Consider the following 16248-nt stretch of genomic DNA (forward strand, 5'->3'; position numbering starts at 1 on the left):
ACGCCAGGCCGGCGGCTGCAGCTGCGTCGCGATGGCGCTGCCAGGCCCAGCGCGCGGCGTCATGGCAGACGGTGGGGTGGAAGCCGGTGGCGAAGAGCACGCGCTCGACGTGATCGAGGTCGTCACCCTGTTCGAGCAGCGCGAGCGCCATGCGCCGAGCGCGCCGCTGCGCTTCCGCGTGCGGCGCCTCGGCGAGCACGGTCTCGGTCCACTGCGCGTGCGCCGTCTGCAAGGGAGCGGGGAGTCGGCGAAGGTGACGCTGGGGGAGAGAGGGCAGCGTGCGGCGCACGGCCACGGTGCCACGTCCGTCGGAGCACGCGAGGTCGAACGACTCGAGCCGGGTCAGGCTGCGCACGATGGGCGAGCTGTTGCCGGCGCGCTCGCCGAGCCCGAGCCGCTGTGACGCTTCGGCCACCGGCAGCTCGATCGCCCCGTTGCGCTCGTCGAAGCGCGCCGCGAGGTGCCGGAGCAAGAGGAGCGACGTCGGCCCGAGGGTGGGGAGCCAGAACGTCTCGGCGTAGATCGAGCGCGGGTCGTGGCCGACGGTGTCGATCACGGGATCGGGCCACGGCTGGATCGTGAGGGTCGTCGGCATGGGGCCTCCGAGCAGGGGTGGGCAGGTGGCGCCGACGACCCGCGACGCGCGCCGTAGTGACAGTGGGCGGTCTATTCCTCGACCACTCCGGACTCGGACCAGCCGTTCACGTCAGGCCGAGAGCCCCACATCGACGCGTCCTGGGGACGACCGAACAGGTAGCCCTGCCCGTAGTCGCATCCCAACGAGCGCAGCTCGGAATGCTGGTCGGTGGTCTCGACACCTTCGCCCACCGCACGCAACCCGAGGGAGTGCGCCAGGCCCACGACGGTCGCGCAGATCGCCGTGTCGTCTGCGTCACGTCCGAGCCCGTCCACGAACGCACGATCGATCTTCAATGAGCTCACGGGGAAGCGCTTGAGGTAGGCCATCGAAGAGTACCCGGTGCCGAAGTCGTCGACCGCGAGCTGTACCCCGAGGTCGCGCAACGCGCGTAGCGATGTGATCGTTGCCTCCGCATCGCGCATCAACGCGCTCTCCGTGAGCTCGAGCCAGACCGCGTCGGGTCGAACGCCGGTCGCGTCGAGGATGCGCGCCACTTCGCTCACCAGGCCGGGCTCCGCGAGCTGGCGGGCGGCGAGGTTCACGCTCATGGCGAGGTGGGCGCCTTGCTCGTGCCATCGGACCAGCTGGGTGCACGCGGCCTCGAGCACCCAGGCGCCGATCGGCACCACGAGCCCGGTCTCCTCGGCCAGTCCGATGAAGTCGGCTGGTGCCACGAGGCCGCGTTCGGGGTGCTCCCAACGGACGAGCGCCTCGAAGCCGGTGACCCGTGCGTTCTCGAGGTGAACGATCGGCTGGTAGTGGAGCCGCAGCTCAGAGCGTTCGAGCGCACGCCGGAGGTCGTTGGCAGTGCGGAAGTGGTGGACGGCCTGGTCGTGCGTCTCCGACGCGAAGCACTCCATCCGGTCGCGGCCCTCGTCCTTCGCCCGGTGCATCGCGGCGTTGGCGTTGCGCAGGAGTGTCTCCGGGGTCTCGAGCTCGCCTACGGCGATCGCGATGCCGACGCTCGCCGTCACGAACACCTCGCCTTCGGTGATCACCACCGGCTTCGAGATCGCCTCGACGAGGCGGGCCGCGACCGCGCGGGCCCCTGACTCTTCCGACACTCCGGAGCAGAGCACGGTGAACTCGTCGCCTTCGAAGCGCGCCACGATGTCGTTCGGACGGGTCGTTGCTCGGAGGCGATCGGCGATCGTCATGAGGATGCGATCGCCAGCCGGATGCCCGAGGCTGTCGTTGATGACCTTGAAGCGATCCAGGTCGATGAACAGGATCGCGGTCTGTTCGCGGCGGTCGCCGTTGGCGAGTGCACGGCGCAGCTCCTCCATGAACATCGAGCGGTTGGGAAGGCCGGTCAATGGGTCGTGAGCGGCCTGGTGTGCGAGGAGCCGGTCGTTCTCTTCGTGTTTGCTCGTGTCCTCGATCTGGGTCACGAGATAGATGGGTTGCCCGTCGTGGCCCCGCACCACTGACGACGACATCCGCGCGCTGATCGGCCGACCGTCGGCGTGCACCCAGCGCTGCTCGCTTCGATCGCCCGCGCCGTAGCCGGCAGCCGCGTTGGCCAATGCGCTCGCTACGGAGTCGCGGTCCTCGTGGTACGAGAGCGCGACGAGCGACACGCCTTCGAGTGCCTCCTCGCTCATGCCGAGCGTCTGCGCGAGCGCGCGGTTGGCCCTCAGCACCCGCCCATCGACTGTCGTGAGGGCCATCCCGATCGGTGAGTCGTCGAAGGTCGCGTGAAAGCGGGCGCGCACCTCGGCCAGCGCCGATTCGACGAGGCGGCGATCGGTCACGTCGCTCGCCGTGACCACGAATCCTCCGACGGCCGGGTCGTCGATGCGGTTCGTCACCGCGACGGCGACCGTGTGCCAGCTGCCGTCTTGGTGGTGGACGCGCAGCTCGACACGCTCGGTCTCTCCGACGCGCTCGCTGCTCGCCCGCGCCGTGGCGACGACGCGGGCTCGATCGGTCGGGTGCACGATGTCGATCGGCGCAGCTCCGAGCAATGAAGAGACCGGACGGCCGAGGAGTCGCTCGGTCGCGGGATTGGCGTACGAGAGTCGCCCGTCGCGGTCGAAGACGCCGATCGCGTCGTCGGTGTCGCTGAGGAGGGCGTGCAAGCGCGACTCGCTGCGTCGCAACCGCACCCCGGCCGTCTCGTCAGAGCGCCGGTGCTTTCGCCCCGTGATCTCGATCCCCATCCCAACGAGTGATCGACAATTTCGGGCCCCCGTCTGAAGTTCCGAAACCCGCCGGGTCAGCCCTTGAAGGTGTCCAGGACCCGTTCGGCGGCAACGGTGGGGGGGATCTTCCCTGCGACCACGTCGGCCTCGAGCCGCGCCGTCGCCTCGGCCGAGGTCGGGTCGTGGCGAAGCCGTTCGAGCAGGCCGGCCGACAGCTCGCCCCACATCCATGCTTTCGCTTGCTCGGCCCGGCGACGTCCCAGCTCCCCGGCCTCGTCGAGGACCCGGTGGTGCTCCTCGACCGCGGCCCAGCACTCGTCCACGCCGAGCCCTTCGAGCGCCGAGCACAACACCACGCGCGGCTCCCACGGGGGCGTCTTCGGCCGGATGAGGCGTACGGCGTTCGCGTAGTCGGATGCCGTGACGCCCGCCACCGTCGCGAGCTCGCCGTCGGCCTTGTTCACGACGACGACGTCGGCCAGCTCCATGATCCCCCGCTTGATCCCCTGCAGCTCGTCGCCTCCACCCGGCGCGATCAGCAGCACGAAGCAGTCGACCATTCCCTCGACTGCGACCTCCGACTGTCCGACGCCCACGGTCTCCACGAGCACCACTTCGAACCCGGCTGCCTCACACAGCAGCAACGCCTCGCGAGTGCGTCGCGCCACGCCGCCCAACGTCCCGCTCGTCGGCGACGGCCGTACGAACGCCTCGGGCCGGCGCGTGAGCTCCTCCATGCGCGTCTTGTCGCCGAGGATCGAACCCCCCGACCGCGTGCTCGAAGGATCCACCGCCAAGACCGCCACCCGCTTGCCCGCATCGACGAGGTGCAGCCCGAGCGTCTCGATCAGTGTCGACTTTCCCGATCCCGGCGCGCCGGAGATCCCGACGCGCACCGCGCCTCCGGTGCGCGGCATGAGCTCGGTCAGGAGCGCGTCGGCTTCCTCGCGGTGATCTGCACGCGTCGACTCCACGAGCGTGATCCCGCGCGCCAACGCGCGCCGATCGCCCCCGATGATCTGAGCTGCGAGCTCGCTCACCCGTGCCGCGGAAGCGCGGCCAGCACCTCGGATGCGGCCGTGGCGATGTGCGTACCCGGGCCGAACACCGCGGCGACACCGGCATCGCGCAGGAAGTCGTAGTCCGCCGGTGGGATCACGCCACCGACCACGACCACGATGTCGTCGCCACCCTGCTTGCGAAGCTGCGCGATGAGATCCGGCACCAACGTCTTGTGCCCCGCGGCCTGGCTGCTCACGCCGACCACGTGCACGTCGTTTTCGACGGCGTCGCGCGCCGCTTCCTCGGGTGTCTGGAACAGCGGTCCCACGTCCACGTCGAACCCGAGGTCAGCGAACGCGGTCGCGATCACCTTGGCGCCGCGGTCGTGGCCGTCTTGACCGATCTTGACCACCAGGATCCGCGGGCGACGGCCCTCGGCCGTCGCGAACTCCTCGACCTGGGCCCGGGCGCGGTCCCACTCCTCGTCGCCCTCGGCCGCCCTCCCGTACACACCAGAGATCGTACGAACCGTTGCCCGGTGGCGGGTGAACACCTGCTCGAGCGCGTCGGAGATCTCGCCCACGGTGGCGCGGGCACGGCTGGCCTCGGTGCTGAGCTCGAGCAGGTTGGCGTCGCCGCGCGCCCCCTCGGTGAGCCGCTCGAGCGCGGCCGTGCACACCGCCTCGTCGCGGGTCGCGCGCACCCGCTCCAGGCGGGCGATCTGCGACTCGCGGACCGCCGAGTTGTCCACCGTGCGGATGTCGACGGCTGACTCCTCGGCGAGCCGGTACTTGTTCACGCCGACGATCACCTCGTCGCTACGGTCCACCGCCGCCTGGCGGCGGGCGGCGGCCTCCTCGATGCGCAGCTTCGGCATCCCCGACTCGACCGCCTTGGTCATGCCGCCGAGAGCCTCGACCTCCTCGATCAGCGCCCATGCGTGCTTCGCGACCGCGTCGGTGAGTGCCTCCACGTAGTACGAGCCGCCCAGCGGGTCGACCACGTGGGTGACGCCGGTCTCCTCGGCGAGGATCAGCTGGGTGTTGCGCGCCACCCGCGCGGCGAAGTCGCTGGGAAGCGCGAGCGCCTCGTCGAAGGAGTTGGTGTGCAGGCTCTGCGTTCCGCCCAGCACTGCGGCCAGCGCTTCATATGCGGTGCGCACGATGTTGTTGTACGGGTCTTGCTCGGTGAGCGAGACACCCGAGGTCTGGCAGTGCGTGCGCAGCATCAGGGATCCGGGCTTCTTCGGATCGAACTGGCGCATCACGCGAGCCCACAGCAGGCGGGCGGCGCGCAGCTTCGCAACCTCCATGAAGATGTTCATGCCGATGCCGAAGAAAAAGGACAAGCGACCGGCGAACGCGTCCACGTCGAGTTTGCGGCCGAGGGCGGCGCGCACGTACTCGAGGCCGTCGGCGAGCGTGAACGCGAGCTCCTGCACGGCGGTCGCGCCGGCCTCGAGCATGTGGTAACCCGAGATCGAGATCGAGTTGAACTTCGGCATGTGCTGCGTCGTGTACTCGATGATGTCGGCAACGATCCGCATGCTCGGCTCGGGCGGATAGATGTAGGTGTTGCGGACCATGAACTCCTTGAGGATGTCGTTCTGGATGGTCCCGCCGAGCTGGTCCTGCGAGACGCCCTGCTCCTCGGCCGCGACGATGTAGCCGGCGAGCACCGGCAGCACTGCGCCGTTCATCGTCATCGAGACCGTCATGCGGTCGAGCGGGATCCCGTCGAAGAGGATCTTCATGTCCTCGACCGAGTCGATCGCGACGCCCGCCTTGCCGACGTCGCCGACCACGCGCGGGTGGTCGCTGTCGTAGCCGCGGTGGGTGGCGAGGTCGAAGGCCACCGACACGCCCGTCTGCCCGCCGGCGAGGTTCTGGCGATAGAAGGCGTTCGATTCCGCGGCGGTGGAGAACCCGGCGTACTGGCGGATCGTCCACGGGCGGTTGGAGTACATCGTGGCCCGCACGCCCCGTACGAACGGGTCGAAGCCAGGCAGCGTGCCAACGGCCTCGAGGCCCTCGAGGTCGGCCTCGGTGTAGAGCGGCTTGACCGGGATCCCCTCCGGCGTCTCCCAGACCAGCTGGTCGGGCTCCCCACCCACTTCCTTGGCGGCCAGGCCCTTCCAGTCGGGCACACTCGGCATGAACTCAACGGTAGAGGGGTCTCTGCCCGTTGAGCGACCTGGCGTCAGGCGGGCGGCGAGCGAGTGCGACCAGGACGGTGGGCAGATGTGGGTCAAGTGAACCCTGGAAGTGGACGAGAACTCGCGCGAGACTGCCGGGGCGGGCGGTCAGTACGGGACATCCAGCCCAACGATATTGAGGACGCCCCCCATGCGCCGTCTGCTCATCCTTCCCGCGGCACTGCTCGTGCTGCTCGGCGGGCCCGTCTTCGCCCTAGAGAGCACCACGCCACCGCCGGTGACCACCGACGAGGTCCCCGTGGTGGCCGAGGGCCAGACCGTGGCCGAGGGCTGGCAGTCCGCCACGACTCCTGTCGACGCCAACGTTGTCGGCATCTCGTGGGAGGGCGACCGGTCGGCCGAGTTCACCGTCGAGGTCCAGCAGTCCAACGGCACATGGTCGAAGGCCACGGCCGTGGAGGGCGATTCCGACGGCCAGGTCGAGACCGGAAGCGCGGATGCGGTCGGCGCAATCGCCGATCCGTCGACAGCAACTGACCCGATCTGGATCGGCGACAACGCGACGGCCGTGCGCGTCACGCTCGCAGACGGCACCGCCACGAACGTGACCGTCGAAGCCGTGGATGCGTCGGCGGCCGACCCGCCCTCTGGCTCGGCCGGTGCCGCGGGTGGCTTCTTCCCGATCATCGACGGACCGCAGCGGTACCTCTTCGCGGGCGCGCTCCTGGCCTCGGCTGCCCTGTTGGTTGCCATCGCGTTCGGCTGGTCACCTTGGCGCTACCGCGCCGCGCGCCGGACCTTGCTCGTGGTCGTCGTGGGCGCGCTCGCGGTCTCCGCCTGTCGCCCGGCGCCGGCCGCCAACGGCACGGTGCAACCGGGGATGATCATGCGATCGCAGTGGGCCGCCCGACCGTTCGGTACCGGGCCCGTCACGTGCAGCGCGCCCCAGATGGCTGCTGGTGGCCTGCGCTTTGCCGTGGTGCATCACACCGCAGGGAGCAACAACTACACCGCGAGTCAGAGCGCGTCGATCGTGCGCGGCATCCAGTCGTACCACATGAACGCGAACGGCTTCTGCGACGTGGCGTACCACTTCCTCATCGACAAGTACGGCCAGATCTTCGAAGGCCGCGCCGGCGGCATCGCGAACCCAGTCATCGGCGGTCATGCCGGTGGCTTCAACACCGGCTCCGTGGGCGTGGCGCTGCTCGGTGACTTCACGAGCATCAAGCCGACGAACGCGCAATGGCAGTCACTCGTGCATCTCTTGCGCTGGCGGCTGAGCGTCGGGTTCGTCGACCCACTGAGGGGGTTCTGGCAGACCGTCGCCTCGTCGCCGTGCAACTGCCAGAACTGGCCAGTGGGATCGAAGGTGTTCCTGCCGAACGCGATCGTCACGCACCGCGACGTCGACAAGACCGGTTGCCCGGGCAATGCCTTCTACAGCGAGCTCGCCACCCTGCGGCAGCAAGTGAAGGCGGGGATCGTGTACCCACCGACGACCACGAGCACCAGCAGCACGAGCACGAGCAGCACGACGTCGACCACCCTCTCGGGCGGCGCAGTCCCCACCAGCTCGACGACGACGAGCGGTCCCGTCACGACGACGAGCCAGCCTTAGCTCGTCGGGGCTGCCGTCGGGCCTAGCTGGCCTTCGGGAGCCGGGAGTCGGGCTGGTTGACGCGCGCGAGCTCCGCCCGGGCCGCGGCCACGCCCTCACGGCCCACGCGGCGGGCCTGGGCGTCGAGGCGCCAGTCGGTGCCCCAACGGACCCGAGGTGTTCGAGAGGACTTCACGGTCCGGGCGCGACGGGGCTTGCGGGCAACCGCACGCCCGGCTGGGGCGTCGACGAGATGCAGCTGCGTGTTCACACCATGAATATCCCCCAGGGGTGTGACAGTCATTCCCGAGATGGGCAGTTTTTGGGTCCCTTGCCCAACATTTCCGTAGGTTCTTGCGTCCTTCTTGGGATGGAACGTCAGTCTCAATAGATCGGCGGTGGGTGCCGATGGTGTTGAGGGGTCGGAAGGAGGGAGGCATCGTGATGAGAGGGCGGGGAGCAGCGCTGATCGGGCTCGTCCTGATCGCCGCGGCCTGTCGCCCGGCACGCCCACCGCCCCCTCCGCCGCCCACGGTGATCGTCTACGGCGACTCGTTGACCAATGGATCGAAGGCGTTCATCGAAGCGGGAATCGCGAAGCGACGCCCGGGTTGGCGAGTGGTGATCCGCTCCTTCGGAGGGACCGCAATCTGCGACTGGCTCGCGCAGATGCAGAAGGACGGGGGCTTGAACGCGCGAGTCGTGATCGTCCAGTTCTCAGGCAACGCGCTCACCCCGTGCATGGCGGCAAGTACTCCGGCTGGCAGCCCCGGGTATCTGGCCAAGTACACCACCGATGCCAACGCCGCAGCAGCGATCTGGACAGCTCGAGGGGTGAAGGTTGGCTTCGTCGCCAGCCCTGGACCCTTCCTCGAGCCGCCCCCTCTTTTCCCTGCTCCCCACGTCCTAGACGGGGTGTACTCATCGGTCGCCGCCGCGCGCGCCGCGAGTGGCGTGACGTTCTCAAACGCGCCCGAGATGGCGCTGGCGGTCGCTGACCCTTCGGTGCCAGGCCAGTTCGTGTTCCCGCTGCGCATGCCGTGCCTTCCCCATGAGCTCACACTTCCCGGATGCGTGATGGATCTCACCGACAACACGCTCAAGATCCAAGTCCGCGACGGACTCCCACCCGACGCCGGCAACCCGACGTCTCGTGGGCATTTCTGCCCGATCGCGCACGCCTCGCCGTGCCCGGTCTATGCCTCGGGTGCGTTCCGCTTCGGCGACGCGATCGCTGCCACCGCCTCCACCCTCATGGTCTGATGGGCTCCCGAAGAGCGACCGCAGCGCTGCTACTCGGGCTCACGGCCGTGACAGGCACCGCCTGTCGGACGTTGAAGCCAGCGCCCCCGCCGCCACCGCCGCCGCCACCGCCGACGTTGGCGTGCGCCCTCTCGAGCGGCGGTCCCACCGCGGCCGCCGTCTTCGATGGTGAGGGGGTGTCGCTCGTCGCCGTGACCGAGGCCGACGACGGCACGGTCGACGTGGTGACGCACGAGGCCGAAACGCCCGCCGCGGCGGAAGCATTCGTCGATGAGCTCGAGGCCGCCGGCGTCGTGCTTGCCGTGGAGACCAACGGACTCGTTCAGGCCGTCACCACGGCTACTGACCCACGGCGCGCTGACCAGTGGGCGCTCGACCGCGTGCCGTTCGAGGACGCGTGGGACACCGCCGGCACTCTCGGAGACGGGGTAGTAGTCGCCATCGTCGACACTGGCATCAACGGCGTGCATACGGACCTCGCCGGCCAATTCGTGCCGGGCGTCGACTGGGTCGTCGATGGCCGTCCGGGCTGTGCTGACGCGCACGGTCACGGCACGCACGTGGCTGGGGTCATCGCCGCCATCGAAAACAACGCAATCGGCATCGCCGGCGCGGCGCCGAACGTGAAGCTGATGCCGGTTCGAGTGTTGGGTCAGAACGGCTCCGGGCTCGTTTCCGATCTGGCCGACGGCATCAAATGGGCCGTTGATCACGGCGCGGACGTGATCAACCTGAGCTTGGGCGACCCTGCACCGATGCCGACGGTGCAGGCAATGGTGCAGTACGCACGAGACCACGGTGTGGTGGTGGTGGCATCTGCAGGGAACTGCAACCCGCAATGCTCGAGCGACCCCGAGGGGACACCCGACGGCCCCGTGTATCCGGCTGCGTACCCAGAGGCGATCTCGGTAGCCGCCAATGCGCTCGCGGACGATCCCGCCCCTCCGGAGGTTCCGCCGCTGCCTCTCGTGCGGGCACCGTTCTCGAGAGCCAATGGCGAGGTCGACCTGTCTGCACCGGGTTCGGCGATCTGGTCCACGTATCCGAACAATGGGTACATCGCGCTGAGCGGCACGTCGATGGCTTCGCCGTACGTGGCCGCCGCCGCCGCGCTGTTCCTCGCGATGTGCCCGGCAGTGCGAGCCGACGACACGGTCGGAGCGGTCACCCTTGTCACGTCGAAGCTCACCGATCCGTTGAGTGGGGCCGTGATCGATCTCGGTCTCCCTGGGCGCGACAACTCGTTCGGGTTCGGCTTGATCGACCCGAACGCAATGCTGCTTTCCGGCTGCTCGTAGGAGCGACACCTAGCCTTCGCACGCGACCTCATCGTCCTGTTCGAGGACGCGGCTGGCACCCGTAGACTTTCCAGGCGTGCACGGAGACCCCTCGGCCTGTCTCGACCATGCGGCCAGCACCCCGATGCGGCCCGAAGCGTTGGCCGCGATGGCGCCATTCCTCGTCGAGTCCTTTGGCAACCCGTCCGGCGGGCACGCCGGTGCCCGCGCCGCTAAGAACGCGCTCGAGGAAGCCCGCGAGGTCGTCGCGGCGTTCCTCGGCGCGCGGCCAGGTGAGGTCGTCATCACGGGGGGCGGCACCGAGTCCGACAACCTGGCGCTGCTCGGCGCCGCACGCGCGGCTCGGTCAGCGGGGCGAGGTGACGGTGTCGTCACCACGCAGTTCGAGCACAAAGGTGTGCTCGCGCCGTGCGACCGACTGGAGCGCGACGGGTTCCGCGTCGCCCGGGTCCCTGTCACGCCCGGTGGCGTCGTCGACCTGGACGCCCTGGAGGCCTCGCTCGACGAGCGGACCGTCGTGGTGTCGGTGATGCTCGTGAACAACGAGGTGGGCACCGTCCAGCCGCTGGCCGAGGTCGCCGCACTGGTGCGAGCGCGCGCCCCGCGGGCGGTGATCCACACCGACGCGGTGCAGGGCGTGCCGTGGCTCGATGTCTCGACCGAGACCAACCCTGCGGACCTCGTGTCCGTCTCGGCACACAAGTTCGGCGGGCCGAAGGGGACCGGTGCACTCGTCGTGCGGGGCGCGGTGGCGATCGAGCCGCTGATCGAGGGTGGGGGACAAGAGCGTGGGCTGCGCGCTGGGACCGTCAACGTGGCCGGAGCCGCGGCGATGGCGGCCGCGCTGCGCGTCACGCACGAGCAGCGCGCACACGAGGTGGCCGCGGCCGGTCGGTTGCGCGATCGACTCATCGCGGGCATCGCCGACGCGGTGCCCGACGCCTTCTTCAACGGCGACCCCATGTGCAAGGTCGCCGGGAACTGCCACGTCGGCTTCCCTGGCGTCGAGGCCGAGACCTTGCTCGTGGCGCTGGATCGCGGCGGCGTGCTGGCCGCGGCCGGGTCCTCCTGCTCATCCGGTGCGACGGAGCCGTCCCACGTGCTCGCCGCGATGGGTATCGCGCGCGAGCGGGCTCTCGCGTCGATCCGGCTCAGTCTCGGCTTCGCGTCCACCGACGCCGACGTGGACCATGCGCTCGCCGTGATCCCCGACGCGGTCGAGCAACTCCGTCAGGAAGGGCGGCGAGCGAGCACCGCGAGCGAGCTCGCGGGAGTGGCCAACGTCCCGGCGGGCGGCGCCGATGACGAAGGGCTTCGCCGTTCGTCATCACAGGAGACGAAGCCTGCGGAGTCGACCAGCGTTGTGGTCCCCGGCGCCGAGCGAGCCCGACCAAGATGAACGTGCTCGTCGCCATGAGCGGCGGGGTCGACTCGTCGGTGGCCGCTGCGCTGCTGCTCGACGCCGGCCACGACGTCACCGGCGTGACGCTGCGGCTCTGGGGTGGCAACACCGACTCCGGCTGCTGCAGCGTCGGCGACGTCGAGGACGCCCGCCGCGTCGCCGCGCAGCTGGGCGTCCCACATTACGTGTTCAACCTCACCGAGCAGTTCGACGCCAGTGTCGTGGCCCCGTACGTCGAGGGGTACGCCGCCGGTCGTACGCCGAACCCGTGCGTCGAGTGCAACCGTTCCATCAAGTTCGGAGTGCTTCTGGGTCGAGCACGGGCGCTCGGGTTCGATGCCGTCGCGACGGGGCACCATGCGCGCGTGCGGCGCAGCAGCAACGGGCGGTACGACCTGCTTCGCGGCATCGACTCGGCCAAGGACCAGTCCTACGTGCTCTACATGCTCGGCCAGCGCGAGCTGGCCCAGGTCGTCCTCCCAGTCGGTGACCTCACGAAAGCCGAGGTGCGGGCGCACGCAGCCGCGCTCGATCTGCGCACCGCGCACAAGGCCGAGAGCATGGACGTCTGCTTCGTTGCGCGCGACGAGCGTCGGCAGTTCCTCGATGTGCGCGCACCACGTCGACCCGGCTCGGTCGTCGACACCAAAGGGCACCCCCTCGGGCAGCACGATGGCATCGCGCACTTCACCGTGGGTCAGCGTCGCGGGCTCGGCGTCGCGGCCGGTGAGCGCCGATACGTAGTCGACGTGGACGCGGCGAGTGCGACCGTCACGATCGGCCGTCGCGAGGACCTGTTGCGACACGAGATCCCAGTTCGTGAGGTCACATGGGTCTGTAGTGCCATCGATGCCGAGCGAGACGTCGACGTTCAGGTACGCGCGCACGGTCACGTTGCTCGGGGCAGGGTCGTTGCACCAGACCGCGTCGTGTTGCACGAGCCGCAGCCGCGGGTGGCGCCGGGTCAGGTGGTCGCCTTCTACGACGACGACGCGCTGGTGGGCGGCGGCATCGCCGCGTAGCGATCAGCGCGCGCGAGAAGCAGTCACCCCGCGACGGGCGGCGGTCTCGAGGAAGGACCGTCGCGAGCCCACGGCCACCAGGAGCTGGGTCGCCCGCGTCGCGATGGTTCCTCGGCGGCCCCGTGCGATGCGCGTGAGCTCGACGGGCTCGGCGAGATCCATGAGCACGTTGCCGAGCGACGCGCCGAGCCGCAGGTCTGCGGCATCCCCAGGGATCGGCACGGTCACGTCGGCCGCGTGGAGCGTGCGCACTTGACGGCGCACGAACAGCACCGGTTCGGCGAGGGTCATGGGGTCGACGACCACGACGCCGGCCGGTACGAGAACCAGCCATCGACGCGAGAGCCCGTGCAGGGCGCGGGCGCCGAACACCAGCGCCGGCAGACCGAGGACCAGCGCGACGATGCCCCATGCGATCTCGCCATCGGCGAGCAGCAGGGGTCCCGCCGCGGCGCCGACGACCACCGCCACGCGCACGATCGGCAGCGGTCCGATGAAGAGCGCGGGCGGAACGCGCAGGGGAAAACGCTCCTCGTTGCCGTATGCGATGCCGTTCGCCGCGGCGCGCGCGATGTCAGGCATCGAAGTGAGGACTGCGGTGACAATGGTGATGGCGACTGCGCCCCAGCCTTCGAGGCCATCTGTCTCGTTCGCGACCAGTGCCGCGATGGCGAGCAATGCATACGCAGGCGCGGTCGCGCGCAGCAGCGTGAGTCCGACCGGGCGAGGGGCCAACACCGCTACCGCGCCGGCACCCCACGATGCGAACAACAGCCCCGCGCCGACCCAACGTGCGGCTTCGTCGAAGCTGGCGATGGCGTCGCTCGCTGCCGCGCCAGTGCTCAACGGGAGGGTGATCCACGCGACGCGCAACAGCCACAACCTCGAGGACATCGCCGTAGTCTGGCCTGCCGAGACTTCGGCGCGGATGAGCGACGATGATGCGACTGTCGGTCATTGGGCCAACCACGACCACCTCCACGAACCCCACGACCACGTCGATCATGCCGTAGGGGAGAGGCGTCACAGTCGATCGGTATCCTGCGACGCATGGCTGATCCCGCGGAGCGCATCGAAGAGCTGCGCGCGCTGATCGAGTACCACAACGAGCGTTACTTCCTCGAAGACGCGCCAGAGGTTTCCGACGCCGACTACGACGAGCTCATGCGCGAGCTCCGCGAGCTCGAGCGCGCCCATCCCGAGCTCGTCACGCCCGAATCACCGACGCAGCGACCCGGTGGCGGTGCCTCCGCCACGTTCGCGCCCGTGCGCCACGTGTCACCGATGCTCTCGCTCGACAACGCCTTCTCACGCGAGGAGCTGATCGCGTGGCACGACCGCATCGTGAAGCTCGTTCCCGGCCCGATCGTGTTCGACGGCGAGCCGAAGCTCGATGGGCTCGCTATCTCGCTGCTGTACGAGGCCGGGCGTCTCACGCGGGCGGCGACGCGCGGCGACGGCATCACGGGAGAGGACGTCACCCCGAACGTCGCCACCATCGACTCCATCCCCGAGCGGCTGACCGGAAGCTCGATTCCTGAGCAGCTGGAGGTGCGTGGCGAGGTGTTCATGCCGCTGAAGTCGTTCGAGGAGCTGAACCGGCGCCAGGGCGAAGCGGATGATCGGCTGTTCGCGAACCCGAGGAACGCGGCGGCCGGGAGCCTGCGCCAGAAGGACGCGCGCGTCACCACCTCCCGCGACCTCGACTTCTTCGCATACCAGCTGGGAGTGCAGCGCGGTGGCCCCAAGCTGCGCTCTCATCACGAGACGCTTGCTTGGCTCGGCGACCTCGGCCTTCCCGTCAATCCCCATGTTGAGCAGCTCGACCACATCGACGCGGTGTACGAGTTCTGTGCGCAGATGCTCGAGCACCGCCATTCCTTCGGTTACGAGATCGATGGCATCGTCGTGAAGGTCGACGATCTCGCGCAACGCGACGAGATGGGGACGACGAGCCGCGCGCCGCGCTGGGCGATCGCGTACAAGTTTCCGCCCGAGGAGAAGGCCACGTTGTTGCGCGGGATCTTCGTCAGCATCGGGCGGACCGGGCGCGCCACACCGTTCGCGCAGCTCGATCCCGTGTTCGTCGGGGGCTCAACGGTCGGGTTGGCCACGCTGCACAACCAGGACGAAGTCGCGCGCAAAGACGTGCGCCCGGGCGACACCGTCATTGTGCGCAAGGCCGGCGACGTGATCCCCGAGGTCGTCGGACCGGTGCTGGCCAAGCGCAAACGGGGCGCGCGCAAGTGGGTCTTCCCGAAAGAGTGCCCGGCCTGCGGTGCTCCCTTGGTGCGTCTCGAAGGCGAAGCCGACCACCACTGCGTGAACGTCGAGTGCCCGGAGCAGCGCGTCCAACGCATCGTGTATTTCGCCGGCCGGGGCGCAATGGACATCGAAGGGCTCGGCGAGGAGCGCGTGCGGCAGTTCGTCGATGCCGGGCTGCTGCGCGACACCGCCGAAATCTACTCACTCACCGTCGAGGCGCTCGTGCCGCTCGAGCGCATGGCGCAGAAGTCGGCCGAGAACCTCGTCGCGGGGATCGAGGCGTCCAAGGCGCGCGGCCTGGCGCGGGTGCTCGTGGGGCTCAACATCCGTCATCTCGGCCCGACGGCTGCGCAGGCCGTCGCACGCGCGATGGGAGACCTGGCCGTGATCGAGGAGGCATCGGAGGAAGCGCTGACGGCAGTCGACGGCGTCGGGCCGGTGATTGCCCAGAGCGTGCAGCGCTTCTTCTCGGTGAAGGACAACCGCGCCCTCGTCAAAAAGCTGCGCGCCGCCGGCGTCGATCTCACGGCACCGCGCGCCGCGCCCGTGGCCGGAGGTCCGTTGGAAGGCCTCACGTTCGTGCTCACCGGAGGGCTCGAGTCCCTCTCGCGCGAGCAGGCACAGGCCGAGATCGAGGCGCGCGGCGGCAAGGTCACGTCGTCGGTGTCGAAGAAGACCAGCTACGTGGTTGTCGGCGACAGCCCCGGGTCGAAGCTCGCCAAGGCCGAGAGCCTCGGCGTGACCATCCTCGCCGAGGAGGGCTTCCTCGCGCTGCTCGAGCACGGCCCCCAGGAGTGATGCGCGCGCCGGGCTGACTCAGGCGACCGAGCGGAACGTCCATGAATAGGCCTCCGGGCTCGCAGGGCGTTCCTTGCCCTGCTCCCAGAACAGCACGACCACCGTGTGGACGCCGGGCGAGAACCGCGCGACGTCCTTCCCCGGGCCTGGCCGGAAGCTGACCTGTCCGAGGGGCTCGACCCGGTCGACCTGGTCTTCGGGCACCTCGATCCCGTCGATCACCAGTACACCGGTGAAGGTGTTGCGCAGGTCGGCGGTGATCGCGTCCTGGAGGATCTCGCCGGGGGCGGGGTTCACGCTGTCGATGGCGTCGCGGGGCTCCTCGCCCACGCGTGTGGTGTCGGCCGAGTTGATCGCGATCGCGCCCAGACTGACTGCCGCCGCCAGCAGGCCGACCACGATGACGACGCGCCACGGGTGACGCAGCCGGCGCTCGCGGACACGCGGCGTAGGGAGCATCGAGCGGAGGCTACCGACGCGCCCGCGTGACCGTGATGCGGCGCCGCCGCGAAGCGGGGGCGCTCGCCAGCGAGCGAACGCCCGCGGGACGGGGGTCGGGTGGCTTTGCCGCTCGACACCCAGGAGACGGAGCCTGCGGAGTCGACCAGGGAGTGGGTCCCGGCCCGCAGAGAGCGAGCGCAGAGGGGTGGCTCGGAACA

13 protein-coding genes are annotated in these 16248 nt (G+C 69.5%); 6 read left to right on the plus strand and 7 right to left on the minus strand.

Annotation, left to right across the window (positions count from 1 at the left end; all coding sequences use genetic code 11):
* From WEE69_14180 to scpA, 4 genes are all read right to left on the minus strand, one after another.
* Window positions 1-595: hypothetical protein (locus WEE69_14180; GenBank protein MEX1146444.1), on the minus strand; the 595-nt coding region annotated here is incomplete at its 3' end.
* Between the two features lie 71 nt (window positions 596-666).
* The gene (locus WEE69_14185) at window positions 667-2802 is read right to left on the minus strand and encodes an EAL domain-containing protein (protein MEX1146445.1); all 2136 of its coding nucleotides are present in this window, start codon (window positions 2800-2802) and stop codon (window positions 667-669) included.
* Between the two features lie 56 nt (window positions 2803-2858).
* Entirely contained in the window at window positions 2859-3824 is a 966-nt protein-coding gene (gene meaB / locus WEE69_14190) for a methylmalonyl Co-A mutase-associated GTPase MeaB (GenBank protein ID MEX1146446.1), read from the minus strand.
* Window positions 3821-5941: a methylmalonyl-CoA mutase gene (gene scpA, locus WEE69_14195; GenBank protein MEX1146447.1), complete on the minus strand. Its 2121-nt coding sequence runs from the start codon at window positions 5939-5941 to the stop codon at window positions 3821-3823. Before scpA ends, meaB begins: the two co-directional genes overlap by 4 nt.
* Window positions 5942-6131: 190 nt before the next feature.
* On the opposite strand from scpA, the gene WEE69_14200 reads away from it, so the two are divergent.
* On the plus strand, window positions 6132-7562 hold the full coding sequence (locus WEE69_14200; GenBank protein MEX1146448.1) for a peptidoglycan recognition protein: 1431 nt from the start codon (window positions 6132-6134) through the stop codon (window positions 7560-7562).
* Between the two features lie 22 nt (window positions 7563-7584).
* Here WEE69_14200 and WEE69_14205 read toward each other — a convergent pair whose 3' ends face one another.
* Window positions 7585-7845 carry a hypothetical protein gene (locus tag WEE69_14205; GenBank protein ID MEX1146449.1) on the minus strand — a complete coding sequence of 87 codons (261 nt, stop codon included), beginning with the start codon at window positions 7843-7845 and terminating at the stop codon, window positions 7585-7587.
* Window positions 7846-7985: 140 nt separating this feature from the next.
* Between WEE69_14205 and WEE69_14210 the strand changes: the two genes are divergently transcribed.
* The 4 genes from WEE69_14210 to mnmA all read left to right on the plus strand — a co-directional run bounded on the left by WEE69_14210 (window position 7986) and on the right by mnmA (window position 12526).
* Window positions 7986-8804, plus strand: coding sequence for an SGNH/GDSL hydrolase family protein (locus WEE69_14210; GenBank protein ID MEX1146450.1), 819 nt, complete (start codon window positions 7986-7988; stop codon window positions 8802-8804).
* Window positions 8805-8980: 176 nt separating this feature from the next.
* Window positions 8981-10102, plus strand: a complete 1122-nt coding sequence (locus tag WEE69_14215) for a S8 family serine peptidase (GenBank protein ID MEX1146451.1) — start codon at window positions 8981-8983, stop codon at window positions 10100-10102.
* Window positions 10103-10178: 76 nt separating this feature from the next.
* Window positions 10179-11501 (plus strand): cysteine desulfurase family protein, encoded by a 1323-nt coding sequence (locus WEE69_14220; protein ID MEX1146452.1) that lies wholly within the window; start codon window positions 10179-10181, stop codon window positions 11499-11501.
* Window positions 11498-12526 (plus strand): tRNA 2-thiouridine(34) synthase MnmA, encoded by a 1029-nt coding sequence (mnmA, locus tag WEE69_14225; protein MEX1146453.1) that lies wholly within the window; start codon window positions 11498-11500, stop codon window positions 12524-12526. The genes WEE69_14220 and mnmA overlap by 4 nt, the downstream gene beginning before the upstream one ends.
* 3 nt (window positions 12527-12529) lie before the next feature.
* On the opposite strand, the gene WEE69_14230 is transcribed toward mnmA, so the two are convergent.
* Window positions 12530-13420, minus strand: coding sequence for a hypothetical protein (locus WEE69_14230; GenBank protein MEX1146454.1), 891 nt, complete (start codon window positions 13418-13420; stop codon window positions 12530-12532).
* A gap of 156 nt (window positions 13421-13576) precedes the next feature.
* Here WEE69_14230 and ligA point away from each other — a divergent pair, with 156 nt between their 5' ends.
* A complete protein-coding gene (gene ligA / locus WEE69_14235; GenBank protein ID MEX1146455.1) occupies window positions 13577-15589 on the plus strand; it encodes an NAD-dependent DNA ligase LigA in 2013 nt (670 codons plus the stop codon).
* A gap of 18 nt (window positions 15590-15607) precedes the next feature.
* On the opposite strand, the gene WEE69_14240 is transcribed toward ligA, so the two are convergent.
* Window positions 15608-16048: a hypothetical protein gene (locus tag WEE69_14240; protein MEX1146456.1), complete on the minus strand. Its 441-nt coding sequence runs from the start codon at window positions 16046-16048 to the stop codon at window positions 15608-15610.
* Window positions 16049-16248 lie beyond the last annotated feature (200 nt).

It is taken from the genome of Acidimicrobiia bacterium, assembly GCA_040881685.1.
Classification (GTDB): Bacteria; Actinomycetota; Acidimicrobiia; order IMCC26256; family PALSA-555; genus SHVJ01.